A 19,298-nucleotide genomic window follows, 5' to 3' on the forward strand; every position below is an offset into this window, starting at 1 on the left:
CTCCCGTGCTTAACGCAGCGGAAACATTCAAGCACGTAGGGCGCGTTCAGGTGACGGTCATGTGGTGGTCAGATCGATGCGGGAGCGTTCGGCCATGCGCCTTCGATCAGGACTTGTCGTACTTCTGGCGGTCGCCGGCGCCGGTGTGGCGCCGGTCCCGGCCCTCGCCTCCGCGCCGAGGAGGATCGTCGCGGCGGTGGAGACGCCGGCGCTCTTCGACGACGAAGCGGGCGGGGACGCCGACGCGGACGACCCGGCGATCTGGATCCACCCGTGGGACCGGGCGCGCACCCGGATCATCGGTACCGCCAAGAACGGCGGACTCCGGGTGTACGACCTGGGCGGACGCGAGGTGCAGTCGATCCCGGTCCCGGCCGGCGGACGCTTCAACAACGTGGACGTCGTCAGCGGGTTCCGGCTGGGCGGCCGGCGTACCGATCTGGCCGTGGTCACCGACCGCGGCCGCGACCAGCTCCGGGTCTATCGCATCGACCCGGTCGCGGCGAAGCTGGCCGACGTCACCGTCGGCGACGCCCCGCTTCTGTTCTCGCGGGACCAGGCCGAGGTCGGGGCGCAGGCGACCGGGTACGGGCTGGCCATGCGCGGCGCCGTCGCGGTGGTCAGCCGCCGCCACGCCACCCGGCTGGGCACGTTCGAGCTGGTGGCGAAGAAGGATCGGGTGACCTACCGGAAGGTGGACACGCTCGACCTGCCGAAGGCGTTCACGCTGCGGGACGGCAGCTCGTGGACGCCCTGCGCCGAGCCGGGTGAGGACCCGCAGGTCGAGGGCATGGTCGTGGACGCCGACCGAAACGTGCTCTACGCCGGTCAGGAGGATGTCGGGCTGTGGCGGATCGGGCTGAGCCCCGACGGGCGGTTCGGCCGGCGATCCATCGTCGAGCGCACGGCCGAGTTCGGCGTGCCGGCGACGTACGACCCGTCGACCGAGGAGTGCGTGCCCGGCGTGGACCCGGGCGAGGGCGGGCGGATCCACGCCGACGTCGAGGGCGCGACGATCTACCCGGCCGGCCGCGGCGAGGGCTATCTGCTGGTCAGCGGCCAGGGCGACAGCACGTTCTTCGTGTACGACCGACGTACCAACCGACTAGTTGGTAACTTCGTCGTGGCCGACGGCCCGCGGGTCGACGGGGTTCAGCACTCCGACGGCGCGGCCGCTACCGCGGTGCCGCTGCCGGGCTACCCGCGCGGCCTGCTCGTGCTGCACGACGGCGAGAACACGCCGGACGAGGGCCGGGTCAGCACCAACTTCAAGGTCGTGGACTGGCGGAAACTCGTCCAGCCAAGCTGGCTACGCGCGGTCTGATCAGAACCACGCCTTCACGTCGAAGATCACCGAGTCGTCGCCGACGAAGTCGTCGCTCATGTTGTTCGCCTTGGTGACCTCGATGACAGCCCTGCTGTTCCGCCCCGCCACGCAGAAGCGGAAACCCGGCTTCAGTTCCCGCCGCCCGATCACCTCGGTGTAGGCGGTGGCGGCTTCACAGGTCGCCAGGGTGCCCGGGTCGCCCGGCTGCAACCTCGACAGGCCGCCTCCCCATTTGTTGATGAACCCGTTGTCGAAGTCCAGATCGCAGTTGTCGCAGTAGTCGCGCACGTTCCAGTTCGGGTTGTCGGTGTCCAGATCCACCACGTATCCGTTGTTCAGCGTGATGCTCTCGGCCCGCCGCGGTTCCGCTCCGGCCACTGCGTCCACCGGGGCGGACTCGCTGGAGGACGGGTCGGCGGCAGGCTCGCTGGGGTCCGCGCTCTCCGTGGGTTCCGCGCTTTCCAGGGGCGGCGGCGAGGGCTCGGCCGTTGTCGTGGCCGGCACCGTGATGATCGCGGCGGGCGACGCCTGGGGCTCGCTGCCGGGAACCACCCAGGCGGCGACGGCCACCAGCACGGCCACGACCGCCACCCCGATGGCGATGACATTGGTCCGGCGCCCGGTCGACGGGCGCTTCTCGTTGCGTTGGTCGTACTCGGTCATCTGCGGTCTCCGAGGTCGTGGACGGCCCTGTCTCTCCTCGGCCGGTGACTGACGGACGGCCCGCGTCAACAAACGTTGACACCCATGGCCCGTGTCAACTACGGTTGACGCCATGACCGTGTTGACCAAGGTGGCCGCCGCGACCCCCGCGCGGCCCCCGTCGCGCGCCAGCCGGCTGCTCGCCCTCGGCCTGCTCGCCGGCCCGCTCTTCACCGCCGGCTACCTGGCGCTGGGCGCCGTCCACGGCGACGGCTACTCGGTCGTGCGCCACCCGGTCAGCTCGCTCGCTCTCGGCCCGCTCGGCTGGGCCCAGGTCGCGAACTTCGTCGTGTGTGGACTGCTGGTCGTGCTGTTCGCGATCGGCCTGCGCCGCAGCCTGCGCCCCGGCCGGGGTGCGGCCGCCGTCCCCGCGTTGGTCATGACCTGCGGAATCGGGCTGATCGGCGCGGGCGTCCTCCGGTCCGACCCGGTCGGCGCGACCGTCTTGACGTGGCACGGCCAGCTGCACAACCTGGCCTTCGCGCTGCCCGGTTTCGCCGCGCTGACGCTGGCCATGGTGGCCGCCGCGATCACGTTCGCCCGCCGGGGTTTCGCCGTCTACTCGATGGTGAGCGCCCTGGCCTTCGCGACGCTGTTCGGCGTGGCGATGCTCGGCTTCTTCGGCGTCGACCCCTGGGCCACGACGGCCGGCCTGTGGCAACGCCTGTGCCTGTCGACCGGCTTCCTCTGGCTGGCCCTGCTGGCGATCAGCCGCCGCCGTGTCACTCCAACGGGGTAGCGCGGCAGGCGCCTCGAACGACGACCACGCGCCACGGCGACTAATTCTCGAACGGATTGACCACGGCGACCCCAGTCCGCTCGACGTCCTTGACGTTGCGCGTGACCAGCGTGAGCCGGTGGGCTTTCGCCGTCGCGGCCATCAGCGCGTCGACCACCGGCGGTGGCTGTGGGACCGCGAGCAGCCGGCCCCACTCTTCGGCCGCGGCCACCGACACCGGCAGGACGCGGTCCTGGTAGACCTTGACCAGCTGATCGAGCCACGAGTCGAGCGCGTCGGCCCGGCCCTGGTCGCCCGGGCGGGTCAGTTCGATCCCGCGGCGGATCTCCCCCACGACGAGCACGCTGATGTAGGCCACGGCCGCGGAGTTGTCCCGGAACCAGGCCACCACGTTGCGATCGGGTCTGCTCTTGCGCATCTCGGACACCACGTTGGTGTCCAGCAGGAAGGCCACGCTCAGCCGCCGAGGTCAAGGTCGCGGGGCGGGGCCGACGAGCGTTCGATGTCGAGGTCGCCGTCGATCGTCGGACCGGACTGGAGGAATTGCATGAACCCGACGGTCTCGCCGCGCAGCCGCCGGTATTCCACGATGTCGATCATCACAGCCACCTGCTCGCCATGTTTCGTGACGATCTGCGGTTCGCCGGCCTCAGCGGCCCGCAACAACTCGCTGAATCTCTGCTTCGCATCCTGCACCTGCCAGATCATTCGGCTACCCCCACCGACGAGAATAGCACCGCCTAGACAGACTAGACAGAAATCCCGAAGTCCTCGAGGGCGCCTGTGTACAACTTCGGCGGCGGTGGGGCGTACTCGCCCCGGGTGGAGGTGGTGGCGCCCAGCCGGATCAGGGCCTCGGCCATCGTCACGGCCGCGGCCACCCCGTCGATGACCGGGACACCCAGCTCGGTCGACACCGCGGCGCAGAGGTCGGCCATGCCGGCGCAGCCCAGCACGATCACGTCCGATCCGTCGCGGTCCAGGGCCGTACGCGCCAGATCCACCACCCGCTCGAGCACCGCCGGGTCGGACTCCAGCGCGAGCACCGGGATGTCGCAGGCGTACACCCCGCGGCAGGCCCCGGGCGGGACGTAACGCGCGGCCAGCTCCCAGGCCCGGCCCTTGGTGCGGTCGAGCGTGGTGACCACGCTGAAGCCCCGCCCGAGGAAGCCCGCCGCGTGCATCGCCGCCTCGGCCATCCCGATCACCGGACCGCGGGCCACCTCCCGGGCCGCGTCCAGGCCGGGGTCGCCGAAGCAGGCCAGCACAAAAGCGTCAGGCGGGGCGGACGAAGAAGACAGGGAGGCCAGCAGGCCGGGCACCGCCAGCGCCTCGTCGTAGTGGCTCTCGATCGAGGCCGGCCCCATCGGCGAGGTGACCGCCTCGATCACGGTGCCCGGGCCGGCGACGGCCCGGGCACTCCGCTCGATCAGCGCCGTCATCGACGCCGTGGTGTTGGGGTTGATGACCCTAATCAACACGGGACAGTTCCCGCACCCGGTAGACCGGCGCCAGCAGGTAGTAGGTGACGAAGCCGAGGCCGCAGCCGATGAACCAGCTGTACTGGGCGATGTCGTGCATGCCGGGCCCGCCGGCCCACAGCACCGGGATCACCGCGATGATCGCGCCGACCGCGGTGGCGATGATCGCGGCCGGGTTGTAGCCCTTGTGGTAGTGGTAGCGGCCGCCCGGGTCCATCGTGAACATGTCGTCCACGTCGACCTTCTGCCGCCGGATCAGGTAGTAGTCGGCGATCAGCACGCCGAACAGCGGGCCGATGAAGGCGCCCAGCGTCTCCAGCGTGTAGTGGATGACGTCGGGGTTGTTGTAGAGGTTCCACGGGGTGATCAGCACCGAGCCGACCGCGGCGATCATCCCGCCGGCCCGCCAGCTGATGCGTTGCGGGCTGACGTTGGAGAAGTCGAAGGCCGGCGAGATGAAGTTGGCGACGATGTTGATGCCGATCGTGGCGATGGTGAAGGTCAGGGCGCCCAGCACGATCGCGAAGGTGGAGTCGATCCGGGACACCGTCGCCACCGGGTCGGTGATCAGCTCGCCGAAGACCGGGATGGTCAGCGACGCGGTGACCACGACCAGCAGCGAGAACACCAGGAAGTTGACCGGCAGGCCGAGCAGGTTGCCGCGCCTGACCGCGGTGAAGCTCTTGCCGTACCGGGAGAAATCCCCGAAGTTCAACATCGGCCCGGAAAAGTACGAGACCACGAGCGCGATGGCGCCGAGCATGACCGGCACCGCGGACCAGCCCTTGTACTTGACGTCGCCCAGGGTCAGGTTGATCGAGCCCCAGCCGGCCTTGTGGATCAGGTAGCCGCAGAGCACGAACATCACCACGTAGACGGCCGGCCCGCAGAAGTCGATGAACCGGCGGATCGTCTCCATGCCGGTCCAGAACACGGCGGCCTGCAGGACCCAGAGCAGCGCGTACGTGCACCAGCCGAGCAGCGGCAGCCCGAGGAAGCCGTACTGGCCGACGTCGGCGTAGGGCATCAGCGACGGGAACAGCTTGAGGACCACCACGTCGAGGGCGGCCGACGCGAGGTAGGTCTGGATGCCGTACCAGGCGACCGCGATCAGCCCGCGGATGATCGCCGGCACGTTGGCACCGAGCACGCCGAACGACGAGCGGTTGATCACCGGGTACGGCACGCCGGTGACCTGGCTGGGCCGGGCGACCAGGTTGCAGAAGAAGTAGACGATCGTGATGCCGACGACCAGCGCCACCAGCACCTGCCAGCTCGACAGGCCCAGGGCGAAGAGGCTGCCCGCGGTCACGTACCCGCCGACGCTGTGCACGTCGGACATCCAGAACGCGAAGATGTTGTACGAGCCCCACGTCTGTTTCCGCAGCGGGGCGAGGTCCTCGTTGGAGAGCCGGGGGTCGTACTCCGGCTTGGTGAATCCGCTGCCCACCGGATGTCCGGCGGCCTCAATGATGTCGGCCATGGGGTCAAACTAAGAACGGACTGTTACGGGATTATGACTGGAACGGTATATCTTCCCGGGTCGACAAGGTGGCCATGAACGCCTGCAACCGCCGATGATGAGCCGCGCAGACGGCCAGCAGCCGGTCGGTGTCCCGGTCGCCGAACGCCGCCAGCATCTCCGCGTGGTCGCCGTGCAACGACTCCCGCTCGACGCTCTCCAGATGGGACATCGGCTGCAGCGGCTCGGTCATGTTCCACGCCGTGTCCAGCATGTGCAGCAGGCGACTCATCCGGCACGGGCGGATCAGCGCCAGATGGAACCGGCGGCTCTCCCGATGATGCGCCCGCACGTCGCCCAGCGTCACGGCGGCGTCGAGCGCGGCGTGCGCCTCCCGGGCCGACACGTCGTCGTCCGGGCCGGCCAGCGCCACCGCCGCCCGCAGCGCCGCCGTCTCCAGGGCCTCGCGCACCAGGTAGAACTCGCCGAACTCCCGCGCGGTCATCATCGCGACCCGGTAGCCGCCGTTCGGCCGATGATCGACCAGACCCTCACCGATCAAGGTCATCAAGGCTTCGCGTACGGGGATCCGGCTCACCCCGAACGCGGCCGCGACCTGATCGACCGGGATCGGCGAACCCGGCGGCACCTCACCGTCGAGGATGGCCGCGCGCACCTCATCCAGGATCACGCTCTGCGGGCTGCCGACGGGCTTGTCCGCGAGCCGCGAGATCAGGATCGATCGCCGTCGCGGACCAGGCATGCCTCACCCTAAGCGCTGCTGATTATCGATGCGTTTCGTCCGCCCACAGCGGAAGCCCTCCGCGTTCGGCCGGCCGGCTGGCTAGATTCGAGCGATGGACGTTCGCTGGCAACCGCGACCCGACCGGCCCACCGACCCGTGGTCCCCGCCCCCGGTCCCCGGCCCGGGCGCCCAGGTGCCCGGCTGGCTCGAGGAACGCCTCTTCGACCAGCGGATCGTCATGGTGCGCGGCGCGCTGACCGCCGGCGACGCCACCGGCATCGCGGCCGCCCTGCTCACCCTCGACGCGGCCGGTCCCGCCCCGGTCCAACTGCACGTGGCCAGCCCCGGCGGCGAGCTCGGCGCCGCCCACGCGATCACCGACGTGATCGACGCGATGATCTCGCCGGTGCACGCGGTGGTCACCAGCGAGGCCGGCGGGGCGACGCTCGCGGTGCTGGCCGCGGCCAGTCAGCGGTCGGCCTACCGCCATGCCCGCTTCCGGCTCACCGAGCCGCGCACGGCCGGCGTCACCGGCACCGCCGACGAGGTCGCGTCCGCCGCCGGCCAACACCTGCGCGAGCTGGAAGAGATGGTGCTGCGGCTGGTCGAGATGACCGGCCAGACCCGCAGCCGCATCGAGGACGACCTGTCCACCGGCCGCGTCATGAGCGCCACCGAGGCCCGCGACTACGGCCTGATCGAGACCATCGTCGGCGACGACAAAGGGCCCGCCTGAATCAGGCGGGCCCCGCAGTCCGAAGCTGGTTACTCAGCGACCTTGACACCCATCGAACGGGCCGTGCCGGCGACGATCTTGACCGCGGCGTCCATGTCGTTGGCGTTGATGTCGGGCATCTTGCGCTCGGCGATCGACCGCACCTGGTCCTGGCTCAACGTGCCGACGGTCTGGGTCAGCGGGTTCGACGCGCCCGACTGGATACCCAGCGCCTTGCGGATCAGGAAGCTGGTCGGCGGCGTCTTGTAGGTCAGCTGGTGCGAGCGGTCCTCGAACACCGAGACGATGACCGGGATGATCTCGCCCCGGTTCTTCGAGGTGGCCTCGTCGTACTCCACCTTGACGGCGCGCATGTTGGCGCCGGTCGGGCCGAGCATCTTTCCGAGGTCGACCATCGCGGCGTTACCCGCCTCAAGCGCGAGGGTTACCTCATGGGTCTTCTTCTTGGGCGGCATTGCTTTCAGGCTCCTTCTGGTGTGCTGCACGGGCCGAAAGTCGGAGCCTCGCGAGCATCTGAACGCACAACAACCCCGAGACCTTACAGCGGCGCCCAGAAGAGGGTCAAAACAGCAGGGATCACGGGTTTCCAGCGACAAGTGTAGCCGCCCGTGCTCGCCTACCGGCGGCCAGGTCGGGATGGTCCAACCAAAAGACCCAGTGTGAGGTGGCGTACGTGATACACCCCCGGGGCGGCGTCCGCAACCACCGCCCGCGACAATGGGAGCATGCAGACCCGTTCGGACCTACGCAACGTCGCCATCATCGCGCACGTCGACCACGGCAAGACCACCCTGGTCGACGCCATGCTGCGGCAGGGTAGCCAGTCCCACGCCCGCGGCGAGATGGCCGACCGCGCCATGGACTCCATGGATCTGGAGCGGGAAAAGGGCATCACCATTCTCGCCAAGAACACCGCCATCAGCTACCAACCGGCCGACGGCAAGCCGGTGACCATCAACATCATCGACACCCCGGGCCACGCCGACTTCGGCGGTGAGGTCGAGCGCGGCCTCACCATGGTCGACGGCGTCGCCCTGCTCGTCGACGCCTCCGAGGGCCCCCTGCCGCAGACCCGCTTCGTGCTGCGCAAGGCGCTCCAGGCCAAGCTGCCGATCATCCTGATCATCAACAAGGTCGACCGGCCCGACGCCCGCATCAAGGAGGTCGTCGACGAGACGTACGAGCTGTTCCTCGACCTCGACGCCGACGAGCACCAGATCGAGTTCCCGATCGTCTACGCCTGCGCCCGCGACGGCGTCGCCTCGCTGAAGCAGCCCAAGGACGGCACCATCCCCGAGGACACCACCGACCTCGAGGTGCTGTTCAGCACGATCCTCGAGACCATCCCCGCGCCGACCTACACCGAGGGCGCGCCGCTCCAGGCCCACGTCGTCAACCTCGACGCCTCGAACTTCCTCGGCCGGCTCGCGCTCTGCCGCGTCCACCAGGGGACCATCCGCAAGGGCCAGACCGTCGCCTGGTGCAAGACCGACGGCAGCGTCAGCAACGTCCGCATCTCCGAGCTGCTGATCACCGAGGGCCTCGACCGCAAGCCGGCCGAGAGCGCCGGCCCGGGCGACATCATGGCCGTCGCCGGCATCGCCGACATCATGATCGGCGAGACGCTGGCCGACGCCGAGAACCCGATCCCGCTGCCGCTGATCACCGTCGACGAGCCGGCCATCTCGATGGTCCTCGGCACCAACACCTCACCCATGGTCGGCAAGGTGAAGGGCAGCAAGGTCACCGCCCGCATGGTCAAGGACCGGCTCGACCGCGAACTGGTCGGCAACGTCTCGCTGCGCGTGCTGCCGACCGAGCGGCCCGACGCGTGGGAGGTGCAGGGCCGTGGCGAGCTCGCCCTGGCCATCCTGGTCGAGCAGATGCGGCGCGAGTCGTACGAGCTGACCGTCGGCAAGCCCCAGGTCGTCACCCGGCTGGTCGACGGCAAGATCCACGAGCCGGTCGAGCGCCTCACCATCGACGCCCCCGACGAATACATGGGCGCCATCACCAGCCTGCTGTCCACCCGCAAGGGCCGGATGGAGGAGCTGATCAACCACGGCACCGGCTGGCTGCGCATGGAGTGGCTGGTCCCGGCGCGCGGCCTGATCGGCTTCCGCACCGAGTTCCTCACCGACACCCGCGGCACCGGCATCATGCACCACATCTTCGAGGACTACGAGCCGTGGTTCGGCGAGCTGCGGACCCGCAGCAACGGCTCCCTGGTGGCCGACCGCGCCGGCCCGGTGACCGCGTTCGCCATGACCAACCTGCAGGAGCGCGGCTCGCTGTTCGTCGAGCCGACCACCGAGGTGTACGAGGGCATGATCGTCGGCGAGAACTCGCGGGCCGACGACATGGACGTGAACATCACCAAGGAGAAGAAGCTCACCAACATGCGGCAGTCGACCTCCGACGAGACGGAGAAGCTGATCCCGCCGCGCAAGCTGTCCCTGGAGCAGGCCCTCGAGTTCTGCCGCGAGGACGAGTGCGTCGAGGTGACGCCGGCCGCCGTACGCATCCGCAAGGTGGTTCTCGACCAGCAGATCCGCGGCCGGGCCGCGGCCCGGCGCAAGCACCAGTGATCAATGGTTGAGCCCTGGGGCCCGTGTCGTCAGACGCGGGCCCCGACCAGTTCTTTCTTCTTGTCCCGTGACGACTTGGCCAGGCTCGCGACCGTGGCGATGCCCAGCGTCCCGAGGATGACCAGCAGAGACAGCCAGATCGGGATCTCCGGTGCCCAGTGGAAGCCGTGGCCGCCGTTGATGAAGCTGATCGTGTTCGTGTGCAGCGCCTCGAGGACCAGCTTCACGCCGATGAAGGCGAGCACGAAGGCCAGCCCGATGTTCAGGTAGACCAGGCGTTCCAGCAGGCCACCGAGCAGGAAGAACAGCTGCCGCAGGCCCATCAGCGCGAAGACGTTCGCGGTGAAGACCAGGTACGGCTCCTTGGTGATGCCGAAGATCGCCGGGATCGAGTCGAGCGCGAAGATCAGGTCGGTGGTGCCGATCGCGATCATCACGATCAGCATCGGCGTGAACAGCCGCTTCCCGGTGGTGGCGACCGTGGTGGTCATCCGCCCGTCGCCGAACGACGAGGAGATCGGGAAGGCCTTCTTGGCCCACCGGATGAGGATGTTCTCCTTGAAGTCGTCCTCGTCGTTCTCGCCCTGCTTGAGCAGCGTGATCGCGGTGTACACGAGGAAGGCGCCGAAGATGTAGAAGACCCAGGAGAACTCCGCGATCAGGGCGGCGCCGGCGGCGATGAACAGGCCGCGCATGACCAGGGCCAGCACGATGCCGATGAGCAGCACCTTCTGCTGGAAGACCCGGGGCACGGAGAACCGGGCCATGATGATCACGAAGACGAAGAGGTTGTCGACCGACAGGCTGTATTCGGTCAGCCAGCCCGTGTAGAACTCACCGGCCGCCGTACCGCCCGCGAAGATCCAGATGCCGGCGCCGAAGAGCAGGGCCGCCCCCACGTAGAACCCCACCCAGGAGCCGGCCTCGCGCATGCTGGGCTCGTGTGGCCGGCGGCCGACGATCAACAGGTCGACGGCGAGCATCACGACGAGCGCGGCAAGGGTGGCGATCCACACCCAGCTGGAGACAATCACGGTCGGGGAACCTCCGGCAGACACGAGTTATCGCCAGATGGGGGATCCAGCGACGTGCGGCTGTCGAAGGTCTCTTCCGCCGCGACCAGCTGATCTGGCCGCGACCGCCGGCCCCGGGACCAACCCCCGGGTGAGGATCAGAACCGTGTTGACGAGACCGGCGCGGCAGGAATACTCCCCTTGCAACCTCGCCATTGTGTCGCATCCTGCTTCGTTTCCACACATGTCTCCGGCAAGAAGTGCGCGACATCTCCCCGTCACCTGGCGCAATCCTCCCACTACACACCTTGTGAGACATCCTAGGAGGCTAGCTCATTCATTTCTCACTCCGCGATGTGGCAGGCTGCGATCATGGTTCTCGAAGTCGCGCTCATCGACGTGATCCCCGGCCACGAAGACGCCTTCGCCGACGCCTACCGCCAGGCCCGGCCCCTGTTCGACGATGTGGAGGGCTGCCGCTCGGTGCGGATGACCCACGGCATCGAGTCGCCCACCCGCTTCGTCCTGCTGATCGAGTGGGACAGCGTCGAGGCCCACGACCAGAACTTCCGCGCCACCGAGAAGTTCCAGCAGTGGCGCGGCTTCATCGGGCCCCACTTCGCCGGCCCGCCGCTGGTCGAGCACTTCACCGACGTCAGCTAGGCCGTGTTTCATGACCCGGCCAGGGCCGCGGCAAGGCTCCGGCCGGGCTTGAAACACACGTTTACGGCGTCATCGGCTGAGGCTTGATGATCACCTGGTCGGGGCGGATGCCCCAGGCGGTCGCGGCGATCGACCGGATCCGGTCCAGGCCGGCCCGGTCCACCCCGCCGTCGAGGTACCAGGCGTTCATCGTCCAGTCCTTGTCGCCGCCGGGCCGGTGCTTGAAGTTGCTCGCGCCCCACCGGATGCCGGGTTCCCCGATCAGCGGGTTGCCACCGGGCTTCTCGTCCGCGCCCAGCCGCTTCCGCACCGTGACGACGAACCGCATCCCCCGCACCGTGGTCACCCGGGCGTCCCGCACTCCCGGCGCGTCTCGGAGCCGCTCGGCCAAGTGTCGAACCTCGGTCAGCGACTGGGTGCCGGTCGGGATCATCGCCGGTCCGGTGACACCAGCGGCCCGGAACGCGGCCGCCAGGTCGGGCACCGACTCGTCGTCGTTCGACCAGAGCACCGCGGAGACCCCCGGCAGGGGCCCCCAGGCGTCGTCAACGGACCGACCGGGGTCCGGCGTCCACGCGATGACCGGGATGTCGACGACCAGCGGCGCCAGCACCGGGTCGCGCTCGGCCACGGTGAGGACCGACGGCGGTGGCGGCGCGGGATCGGGACCGTCCACGACGACCACGGTCCCGGCGGCCACGCAGGCCGCCAGCACACCGGCGCCGGCGACCGCCGACCAGCGGTGACGTCGCTGACGGCGGCGGGCGCCCAGCACGACCGCGTCGAAGTCGCCGGGCCGGGCCCGGGTGGTGGCGTCGTCGGCGGCGACGCGAAGCAGTTCGTCCAGCTCAGGCATGGCGCGCCTCCAGGATCAACTCGTCGGCGGACAGCAGCTCACGCAGGGCGGCCCGGCCCCGGGACAGCCGGGCCTTGATGGTTCCGGCCGGCACACCAACCTCGGCCGCCACCTGGTCGACGCTGAGGTCACAGAGGTGGTGGAGAACGATCGCGCGGCGTTGCGCCTCGGGCAGCTGGGCCAGGGCGGCCACGATCAGCGGCGTCTCCACACCGGGCCCGGGATCGTCGCGCGCCGGGCCGGCCCGGCGCCACGCGGCGAGGGTGGACCGGGCGGCCCGCCACCGGCTCACCGCCAGCCGCCGGGCCACCGTCCGGATCCAGGCGTCCGGCGAGTCACCCGGGGCGAACGACCGGCGCCGGTTCCACCCGCGGATGAACGCTTCCTGCACGACGTCCTGCGCCTCGCTGAGGTCGCCGGTCATCAGATAGACCTGGCCCACCACCCGGCTGTAGGCGGCCGCGTACCAGGCCCGGTATTCCTCGTCCGTCACGTCGTCCCCCGATGTCGCTTCCGCGGTGTCATCCGGAGACACGCAGCCCGGGGGTTGATCGGTTGCGTGCTATTTCACGCCGGTCATGTCCATGCCGCGGAGTTCCTTCTTGAGCTCCTTGACCTCGTCGCGGATGCGGGCCGCGAGCTCGAACTGGAGCTCGCGGGCGGCGCCGAGCATCTGGTCGCTGAGGTCCTGGATGAGCTGGGCCAGCTCGGCCCGGGCCATGCCCTCGCGGGCCGGCGTGGCCGCCGAGCGCGGCGGCTTCGACCGGGTCTCGGGGACCGGGCCCTTGCCCCGCGACATCTGCCGCCCGCCGCCGCCCACGACCGCGGCGGTGCCGACCGCGGCGTCGGTGTCCTCGGCCTCCTTGTAGATGTCGTCGAGGATGTCGTGGATCCGCTTCCGCAACGCCGTCGGCTTGATGCCGTTCGCCTCGTTGTGGGCGACCTGCTTGGCCCGGCGGCGGTCGGTCTCCTCGATCGCGGCGCTCATCGACGGCGTCATCTTGTCGGCGTACATGTGGACCTCGCCGGAGACGTTCCGGGCCGCCCGGCCGATGGTCTGGATCAGCGAGCGGCCGGAGCGCAGGAAGCCCTCCTTGTCGGCGTCGAGGATCGCCACCAGCGACACCTCGGGCAGGTCGAGGCCCTCACGCAGCAGGTTGATGCCGACCAGCACGTCGTAGTCGCCCTTGCGCAGTTCCTTGAGCAGCTCGACGCGTCGCAGCGTGTCGACCTCGGAGTGCAGGTAGCGCACCCGGATGCCGTTCTCGAGGAGGTAGTCGGTGAGGTCTTCGGCCATCTTCTTGGTCAGCGTGGTGACCAGGACCCGCTCGTCCTTGTCGGTGCGCAGCTTGATCTCGTGCATCAGGTCGTCGATCTGGCCCTTGGTCGGCTTGACCACGACCTCGGGGTCGACCAGGCCGGTCGGCCGGATCACCTGCTCGACGAACTCGCCCTGCGCCTGCTGCATCTCCCACGGGCCCGGGGTCGCGGACAGGAACACCATCTGACCGACCCGCTCGAGGAACTCGTCGAACCGCAGCGGCCGGTTGTCGGCGGCGCTGGGCAGCCGGAAGCCGTGCTCGATCAGGATCCGCTTGCGCGAGGCGTCACCCTCGTACATGCCGCCGATCTGGGGGATCGTCACGTGTGACTCGTCGATGACGGTGATGTAGTCGTCGGGGAAATAGTCGAGCAGCGTGTACGACGGCTCGCCGTAGGTTCGCCCGTCCATGTGCATCGAGTAGTTCTCGATGCCGTTGCAGAACCCGACCTGCCGCATCATCTCGATGTCGTAGGTCGTCCGCATCCGCAACCGCTGGGCCTCGAGCAGCTTGCCCTGTCGTTCGAACTCGGCCAGCCGGTCGGCCAGCTCGGCCTCGATCTGGCCGATCGCCCGTTCCATCCGCTCGGGGCCGGCCACGTAGTGGGTGGCCGGGAAGATCACCAGCTCGTCGACCTCGCGGACCACCTCGCCGGTCAGCGGGTGCAGGTAGTAGAGCTTCTCCACCTCGTCGCCGAACAGCTCGATGCGCACGGCGAGTTCCTCGTACGCCGGGATGATCTCGAGCGTGTCGCCCCGCACCCGGAACGTGCCCCGCTGGAAGGCCATGTCGTTGCGCGAATACTGAATGTCGACCAGGCGGCGCAGCAGCTTGTCGCGGTCGACCTCGGCGCCGACCTTCACGGTCACCGACCGGTCGATGTATTCCTGAGGCGTACCCAGGCCGTAGATCGCCGAGACGGTCGCCACCACGATCGTGTCGCGCCGGGTCAGCAGCGACATCGTCGCCGAGTGACGCAGCCGCTCGACCTCTTCGTTGACCGACGAGTCCTTCTCGATGTAGGTGTCGGACTGCGCGATGTAGGCCTCGGGCTGGTAGTAGTCGTAGTAGCTGACGAAGTATTCGACCGCGTTGTTGGGCAGTAGCTCGCGGAACTCCTTGGCGAGCTGGGCGCACAGCGTCTTGTTGGGCGCGAGCACCAGCGCCGGCCGCTGCAGCTTCTCGATCAGCCAGGCCGTGGTGGCCGACTTGCCCGTGCCGGTGGCGCCCAGCAGCACGGTGTTGCGGTCGCCCCGGCGCACCCGTCGATCGAGCTCGGCGATGGCCGTCGGCTGGTCACCGGCCGGCTGGAATTCACTGATGACCTCGAAGCGGCCGTCGAGTCGTGGGATGTCGAGCGCCATGCTGACCACGGTACGTCGGGGGTACGACAAGTTCGGCCCGGCCGCGGTTTGCGGGTGATGCCAATTCGCCTCGCCGCCGGATGCAACCGGGCACGGGGGTCCTACTCTGGTGCGGTAGGCCGCTTGCGGCGGCCGCCCGGCGAGGCTTCCGGACCCACCACACGGTCCCTCCCCGCCGGGCATCGAGATCGCAGCACCCGGGTCATACCGGCGAGCGCGAACCGATGGCCTTCACGGGCCGGCCGCCGCGAGCGGCCCATTATTTCTCCTGTGACGCTGAGCCTGCCTGTGACGCACTCAACACACTCTGAGTAGTTTCTGAGATACCACCCGTCACCAGCGGCGCTAACAACCCGGCAATACGGCGTCTACCTGCGGCTTCTTGAAGATTGAGCTTGCAACTTATTAGCGTGTATCAATCTCCATGACCCCAGAAGCCAGGGAGCACCATGAGCACGCACAAGTACGCCGGACCGATCTGGTCGCTCTTCCGCATCGTGGTCGGCCTGCTGTTCACCCTCAACGGCACGGTCACCGTGTTCGGCGTCCTCGGCGCCGCCGGCAAGCACGCCGCGCCCCTCGGTCAGTGGCCGGGCTGGTGGGCCGGCCTGATCCAGCTCGTCTGTGGACTCTTCGTGCTGGCCGGCCTGTTCACCACGCCGGCCGCGATCGTGGCCTCCGGCTCGATGGCGTACGCGTACCTCACCGTCCACCAGCCCCAGGCCCTGCTGCCGACCCAGAACGGCGGCGCCTCGGCCGCCCTCTACTGCTGGGCCTTCCTGGCCATCGCGGTGCTCGGCGCCGGCCCGTGGTCGCTCGACGCCGCCTTCCGCCGCGACGCCAGAACCAAGGACCTCGTAACCAGCAGCTGATGAACGTCTGTTGCTAGTTCCGCCGCCTCCGTCAGCATCTGTCGGAGGCGGCGGGAGGAAGCACAGTTCTGAGGTTCTCGATGAAGGCGGCCACGGCCTCGTCGGCGTTGCCGCCGATCACCTCGTGTGCCGCCGCGCGGACCTCCGGGACGCCGTTGGCCATCGCCACGGCCCGATCGGCGACGGCGAACATCGGCAGGTCGTTCGGGCTGTCGCCGAAGCAGATCAGCGACGTCGCGCCGACCTCCTCGCGCACCTCGGCCAGGGCGGCCGCCTTGGTCGCCCGCTCCGAGGTCAGCTCCAGCCACCAGGTGCCCCGCACGTAGACGTCCTCGCTGTAGACCGTGTGGCAGATCGCCGCGTGGACCTCGAGGGCGGTACGGAGCGGCGCCAGCCGGGCCGGGTCGCCGAGCAGCGCGATGCTGATGACGGTGGCCGGGTCGATCTCGGCCCACGAGGTCAACGGGAGCAGCCGCGGGTCATCCCGCCGGGTCTGGAGGAACGGGGACATGGCCGGGGTGGCGAGATCGGCGAGGAAGCAGAGGCGGTCGCGGTCCTCACGCATGACGAACAGGACGGGCTGCAGATCGGGGTGGGCCGTGGTGTGCGCGAGCACGGTCTCGACGACCGCCGCGTCGAGCAGGCGGGGTGGCCGGGCCGCGCCGGTGCGGGGGTCGACGATCATCGCCCCGCCGTAGGTGATCACCGGCAGGGTCAGGTCGAGGGCCGCGGTCACCTGCCCGGCGGAGGCGAAGGATCGGGCGGTCGCGTACGTGAACAGCCCACCGTCGGCCAGGAAGCGGTTGATCGTGTCCACGCTGCGGGCGCCCAGGGTGCCGTCGGGCCGCAGCAGCGTTCCGTCCAGGTCGGAGATCAACAGCTCGCTCACCGCTGCGGGCCTTCCGCCCGGACGCGCACCGTGACCGGGCAGCCGGGGTCGGCGCTGGCGAACTCCCCCGGGGCGATCCGCGGGAAGCCGGCGGCGGTGAGCCGATCGGCCTGGTCGGCGGCGCCGGCCTCGACGATCAGGTCGGAGCCGCTGACGGTGATCCGGGCCTCGGCGCCGAGGGCATGCTGGACGCGGGCGACCAGGCGCGCGGGCGGCACGGCACGGTCGCCGGAAGCGGCGCGGCCCAGGCGCAGGTTCTCCTCGAACGGGACCAGCCGGTCGCGCCACAGGGCGGCCAGGAAGGCGTCGAGCTCGTCGAGGGCGCTGTCGTTGGGGATCAGCACGTCGGCCACGGCGGCCCGCTCGGCGTCGCTTGCCTGGGCGGCGATGCGGGAACGGGCCTGGTCGGCCGGCATGCCGCGGGTCTCGGCCAGCCGGCGGACCCGGGTATCCAGGTCGGCGGTCACCACCAGGACCAGGTGGTACGAGGGCGCCTGGCCGGTCTCGACCAGCAGCGGGACGTCGTTGACCAGGATCGCGTCGGCGGGCGCGGCGGCGGCCAGCTCGTGCGCTCTGGCGCGTACCCGGGGATGAATGATCTTCTCGAGCCGGTGGCGGGCCTCGTCGTCGCCGAAGACCTTGGCCCCCAGCGCGGGGCGGTCGAGCTCGCCGCCGGGGCCGAGCACCCCGTCGCCGAACGCGGCCACCACCTCGGCCAAACCGTCGGTTCCGGCCGCGACCACCTCGCGGGCCAGCTTGTCGGAGTCGACGATGACCGCTCCCCGGCGGGCGAGCCGAGCCGCCACCGCGCTCTTGCCCGCACCGATCCCGCCGGTCAGACCCACCTTCAGCACGGGTCGAGTATTCCGGAAAGGCGAAGGCCCGCCCACGACCGGGGTCGCGGGCGGGCCTGCCTTACTACAGGGCGGAGTTAGTTCACTTGCCGCCGGCCAGCTTCTCGCGAAGCGCGGCGAGCGCCTCGTCGGTGGCCAGGGTGCCGGCCGGCTCCTCCGACGCGCGCGCCGGGGCCGGCGAGCTCGAGGAGGTCGCGCCGCCGCCGCCACCGGGGGTGGAGGAGGAAGCGCCGGGAATCACGGCCGGAGTCGGGTTGAGAGCAGCCTCGGCGTCGGCCTCGCGGGACGCCTGCACCTGCTTGGTGTGGGCCTCCCAGCGCTCGCGGGCGTCGGCGTACTGCTTCTCCCACGTCTCGCGCTGCTTGTCGAAGCCCTCGAGCCACTCGCCCGTCTCGGGGTCGAAGCCCTCCGGGTAGATGTAGTTGCCCTCGGTGTCGTAGGTGGCCGCCATGCCGTAGAGGGTGGGGTCGAAGTGCTCCTCGCCCTCCACGAAGTTCTCGTTCGCCTGCTTCAGCGAGAGCGAGATCCGGCGACGCTCGAGGTCGATGTCGATGACCTTGACCATGACGTCCGAACCGACCTGGACGACCTGCTCGGGCAGCTCGACGTGACGCTCGGCCAGCTCGGAGATGTGCACCAGGCCCTCGATGCCGTCGTCGACGCGGACGAACGCGCCGAACGGAACCAGCTTGGTGACCTTGCCCGGCACGATCTGGTTGATCGCGTGGGTCCGGGCGAACTGACGCCACGGGTCTTCCTGGGTCGCCTTCAGCGACAGCGAGACACGCTCGCGGTCGAGGTCGACGTCGAGCACCTCGACCTCGACCTCCTGGCCGACCTCGACGACCTCGGAGGGGTGGTCGATGTGCTTCCAGGAGAGCTCGGAGACGTGCACCAGGCCGTCAACACCGCCGAGGTCGACGAAGGCGCCGAAGTTGACGATGGAGGACACGACGCCCTTGCGGACCTGGCCCTTCTGGAGCTTGTTGAGGAACTCGGTGCGGACCTCGGACTGCGTCTGCTCGAGCCAGGCCCGGCGGGACAGGACCACGTTGTTGCGGTTCTTGTCCAGCTCGATGATCTTGGCTTCGAGCTCGCGGCCCACGTACGGCTGCAGGTCACGGACACGACGCATCTCGACCAGCGAGGCGGGGAGGAAGCCCCGGAGACCGATGTCGAGGATGAGGCCGCCCTTGACGACCTCGATGACGGAGCCGCGCACGACGCCGTCGTCCTCCTTGATCTTCTCGATGGTGCCCCAGGCGCGCTCGTACTGAGCGCGCTTCTTCGAGAGGATCAGGCGGCCTTCCTTGTCCTCCTTGGTGAGGACGAGGGCTTCGATGTGGTCACCGACCGACACCACTTCCGCGGGGTCCACGTCATGCTTGATCGACAACTCACGAGAGGGGATCACTCCCTCGGTCTTGTAGCCGATGTCGAGCAGGACCTCGTCCCGATCGACCTTGACGACGGTGCCTTCGACAATGTCGCCGTCGTTGAAGTACTTGATGGTCTCGTCGATGGCCGCGAGGAATGCTTCCTCCGAGCCGAGATCGTCGACGGTGACCTTGTTGGCGCTCGAGGTGGCCTCGATGCTGCTCGTCATGTGGACTGTTGCTCCGAACGGATGGTGTCGTGGTGTCTCTCGCGCCCCGCGGAACTGCCGGCGGGCACAGCACGAACAT

At 69.3% G+C, this 19,298-nt stretch carries 20 protein-coding genes; 6 read left to right on the forward strand and 14 right to left on the reverse strand.

The window, feature by feature from the left end; translation table 11 throughout:
- The first annotated feature begins 94 nt into the window (after positions 1-94).
- Positions 95-1,324 (forward strand): phytase, encoded by a 1,230-nt coding sequence (locus AB0M54_RS07385; RefSeq protein WP_364469725.1) that lies wholly within the window; start codon positions 95-97, stop codon positions 1,322-1,324.
- On the opposite strand, the gene AB0M54_RS07390 is transcribed toward AB0M54_RS07385, so the two are convergent.
- The gene (locus AB0M54_RS07390; RefSeq protein WP_364469727.1) at positions 1,325-1,990 is read right to left on the reverse strand and encodes a hypothetical protein; all 666 of its coding nucleotides are present in this window, start codon (positions 1,988-1,990) and stop codon (positions 1,325-1,327) included. It lies immediately after the preceding gene.
- A 112-nt stretch (positions 1,991-2,102) separates the two neighbouring features.
- On the opposite strand from AB0M54_RS07390, the gene AB0M54_RS07395 reads away from it, so the two are divergent.
- Positions 2,103-2,768 (forward strand): DUF998 domain-containing protein, encoded by a 666-nt coding sequence (locus AB0M54_RS07395; RefSeq protein WP_364469729.1) that lies wholly within the window; start codon positions 2,103-2,105, stop codon positions 2,766-2,768.
- 40 nt (positions 2,769-2,808) lie between these two features.
- On the opposite strand, the gene AB0M54_RS07400 is transcribed toward AB0M54_RS07395, so the two are convergent.
- From AB0M54_RS07400 to AB0M54_RS07420, 5 genes are read right to left on the reverse strand one after another with little or no spacing between them, the layout of a single operon-like run.
- A complete protein-coding gene (locus AB0M54_RS07400; RefSeq protein ID WP_364469731.1) occupies positions 2,809-3,222 on the reverse strand; it encodes a type II toxin-antitoxin system VapC family toxin in 414 nt (137 codons plus the stop codon).
- A gap of 2 nt (positions 3,223-3,224) precedes the next feature.
- Positions 3,225-3,464 (reverse strand): type II toxin-antitoxin system Phd/YefM family antitoxin, encoded by a 240-nt coding sequence (locus tag AB0M54_RS07405; RefSeq protein ID WP_364325217.1) that lies wholly within the window; start codon positions 3,462-3,464, stop codon positions 3,225-3,227.
- 53 nt (positions 3,465-3,517) lie between these two features.
- Positions 3,518-4,249, reverse strand: coding sequence for an aspartate/glutamate racemase family protein (locus tag AB0M54_RS07410; RefSeq protein ID WP_364325220.1), 732 nt, complete (start codon positions 4,247-4,249; stop codon positions 3,518-3,520).
- Positions 4,239-5,732, reverse strand: a complete 1,494-nt coding sequence (locus tag AB0M54_RS07415) for an NCS1 family nucleobase:cation symporter-1 (protein WP_364469733.1) — start codon at positions 5,730-5,732, stop codon at positions 4,239-4,241. Before AB0M54_RS07415 ends, AB0M54_RS07410 begins: the two co-directional genes overlap by 11 nt.
- A gap of 31 nt (positions 5,733-5,763) precedes the next feature.
- Entirely contained in the window at positions 5,764-6,474 is a 711-nt protein-coding gene (locus AB0M54_RS07420) for a GntR family transcriptional regulator (RefSeq protein WP_364325226.1), read from the reverse strand.
- A gap of 94 nt (positions 6,475-6,568) precedes the next feature.
- Here AB0M54_RS07420 and AB0M54_RS07425 point away from each other — a divergent pair, with 94 nt between their 5' ends.
- Positions 6,569-7,192 carry an ATP-dependent Clp protease proteolytic subunit gene (locus AB0M54_RS07425; protein ID WP_364325229.1) on the forward strand — a complete coding sequence of 208 codons (624 nt, stop codon included), beginning with the start codon at positions 6,569-6,571 and terminating at the stop codon, positions 7,190-7,192.
- A 29-nt stretch (positions 7,193-7,221) separates the two neighbouring features.
- Here AB0M54_RS07425 and AB0M54_RS07430 read toward each other — a convergent pair whose 3' ends face one another.
- Positions 7,222-7,647, reverse strand: coding sequence for a 50S ribosomal protein L11 (locus AB0M54_RS07430; protein ID WP_364325232.1), 426 nt, complete (start codon positions 7,645-7,647; stop codon positions 7,222-7,224).
- Between the two features lie 270 nt (positions 7,648-7,917).
- Between AB0M54_RS07430 and typA the strand changes: the two genes are divergently transcribed.
- Entirely contained in the window at positions 7,918-9,780 is a 1,863-nt protein-coding gene (gene typA, locus AB0M54_RS07435; protein ID WP_364325235.1) for a translational GTPase TypA, read from the forward strand.
- 29 nt (positions 9,781-9,809) lie between these two features.
- Here typA and AB0M54_RS07440 read toward each other — a convergent pair whose 3' ends face one another.
- On the reverse strand, positions 9,810-10,814 hold the full coding sequence (locus tag AB0M54_RS07440) for a TerC family protein (RefSeq protein WP_364325238.1): 1,005 nt from the start codon (positions 10,812-10,814) through the stop codon (positions 9,810-9,812).
- Between the two features lie 351 nt (positions 10,815-11,165).
- Between AB0M54_RS07440 and AB0M54_RS07445 the strand changes: the two genes are divergently transcribed.
- The gene (locus AB0M54_RS07445; protein ID WP_364325241.1) at positions 11,166-11,456 is read left to right on the forward strand and encodes an antibiotic biosynthesis monooxygenase family protein; all 291 of its coding nucleotides are present in this window, start codon (positions 11,166-11,168) and stop codon (positions 11,454-11,456) included.
- A gap of 61 nt (positions 11,457-11,517) precedes the next feature.
- Here AB0M54_RS07445 and AB0M54_RS07450 read toward each other — a convergent pair whose 3' ends face one another.
- From AB0M54_RS07450 to uvrB, 3 genes are all read right to left on the reverse strand, one after another.
- Positions 11,518-12,312 (reverse strand): hypothetical protein, encoded by a 795-nt coding sequence (locus AB0M54_RS07450; protein WP_364469735.1) that lies wholly within the window; start codon positions 12,310-12,312, stop codon positions 11,518-11,520.
- Entirely contained in the window at positions 12,305-12,805 is a 501-nt protein-coding gene (locus AB0M54_RS07455; RefSeq protein ID WP_364325247.1) for a SigE family RNA polymerase sigma factor, read from the reverse strand. Before AB0M54_RS07455 ends, AB0M54_RS07450 begins: the two co-directional genes overlap by 8 nt.
- A gap of 69 nt (positions 12,806-12,874) precedes the next feature.
- A complete protein-coding gene (gene uvrB / locus AB0M54_RS07460) occupies positions 12,875-14,998 on the reverse strand; it encodes an excinuclease ABC subunit UvrB (protein ID WP_364325250.1) in 2,124 nt (707 codons plus the stop codon).
- A 449-nt stretch (positions 14,999-15,447) separates the two neighbouring features.
- On the opposite strand from uvrB, the gene AB0M54_RS07465 reads away from it, so the two are divergent.
- Positions 15,448-15,870 (forward strand): DoxX family protein, encoded by a 423-nt coding sequence (locus tag AB0M54_RS07465; RefSeq protein ID WP_364469737.1) that lies wholly within the window; start codon positions 15,448-15,450, stop codon positions 15,868-15,870.
- A gap of 31 nt (positions 15,871-15,901) precedes the next feature.
- Here AB0M54_RS07465 and AB0M54_RS07470 read toward each other — a convergent pair whose 3' ends face one another.
- From AB0M54_RS07470 to rpsA, 3 genes are all read right to left on the reverse strand, one after another.
- A complete protein-coding gene (locus AB0M54_RS07470) occupies positions 15,902-16,759 on the reverse strand; it encodes an HAD family hydrolase (protein WP_364325256.1) in 858 nt (285 codons plus the stop codon).
- Entirely contained in the window at positions 16,756-17,613 is an 858-nt protein-coding gene (gene coaE / locus AB0M54_RS07475) for a dephospho-CoA kinase (RefSeq protein ID WP_364469739.1), read from the reverse strand. Before coaE ends, AB0M54_RS07470 begins: the two co-directional genes overlap by 4 nt.
- 82 nt (positions 17,614-17,695) lie before the next feature.
- A complete protein-coding gene (gene rpsA / locus AB0M54_RS07480) occupies positions 17,696-19,219 on the reverse strand; it encodes a 30S ribosomal protein S1 (RefSeq protein ID WP_364325261.1) in 1,524 nt (507 codons plus the stop codon).
- Positions 19,220-19,298 lie beyond the last annotated feature (79 nt).

Origin of the sequence: Actinoplanes sp. NPDC051470 (genome assembly GCF_040682035.1) — a bacterium.
Lineage (GTDB): Bacteria > Actinomycetota > Actinomycetes > Mycobacteriales > Micromonosporaceae > Actinoplanes.

Coding starts and splice junctions, on each gene's coding strand:
- AB0M54_RS07385 (WP_364469725.1), top strand. CDS start 95: ATGCGCCTTCGATCAGGACTTGTCGTACTTCTGGCGGTCGCCGGCGCC.
- AB0M54_RS07390 (WP_364469727.1), bottom strand. CDS start 1,990: ATGACCGAGTACGACCAACGCAACGAGAAGCGCCCGTCGACCGGGCGC.
- AB0M54_RS07395 (WP_364469729.1), top strand. CDS start 2,103: ATGACCGTGTTGACCAAGGTGGCCGCCGCGACCCCCGCGCGGCCCCCG.
- AB0M54_RS07415 (WP_364469733.1), bottom strand. CDS start 5,732: ATGGCCGACATCATTGAGGCCGCCGGACATCCGGTGGGCAGCGGATTC.
- AB0M54_RS07420 (WP_364325226.1), bottom strand. CDS start 6,474: ATGCCTGGTCCGCGACGGCGATCGATCCTGATCTCGCGGCTCGCGGAC.
- AB0M54_RS07425 (WP_364325229.1), top strand. CDS start 6,569: ATGGACGTTCGCTGGCAACCGCGACCCGACCGGCCCACCGACCCGTGG.
- AB0M54_RS07430 (WP_364325232.1), bottom strand. CDS start 7,647: ATGCCGCCCAAGAAGAAGACCCATGAGGTAACCCTCGCGCTTGAGGCG.
- typA (WP_364325235.1), top strand. CDS start 7,918: ATGCAGACCCGTTCGGACCTACGCAACGTCGCCATCATCGCGCACGTC.
- AB0M54_RS07445 (WP_364325241.1), top strand. CDS start 11,166: ATGGTTCTCGAAGTCGCGCTCATCGACGTGATCCCCGGCCACGAAGAC.
- AB0M54_RS07450 (WP_364469735.1), bottom strand. CDS start 12,312: ATGCCTGAGCTGGACGAACTGCTTCGCGTCGCCGCCGACGACGCCACC.
- uvrB (WP_364325250.1), bottom strand. CDS start 14,998: ATGGCGCTCGACATCCCACGACTCGACGGCCGCTTCGAGGTCATCAGT.
- AB0M54_RS07465 (WP_364469737.1), top strand. CDS start 15,448: ATGAGCACGCACAAGTACGCCGGACCGATCTGGTCGCTCTTCCGCATC.
- rpsA (WP_364325261.1), bottom strand. CDS start 19,219: ATGACGAGCAGCATCGAGGCCACCTCGAGCGCCAACAAGGTCACCGTC.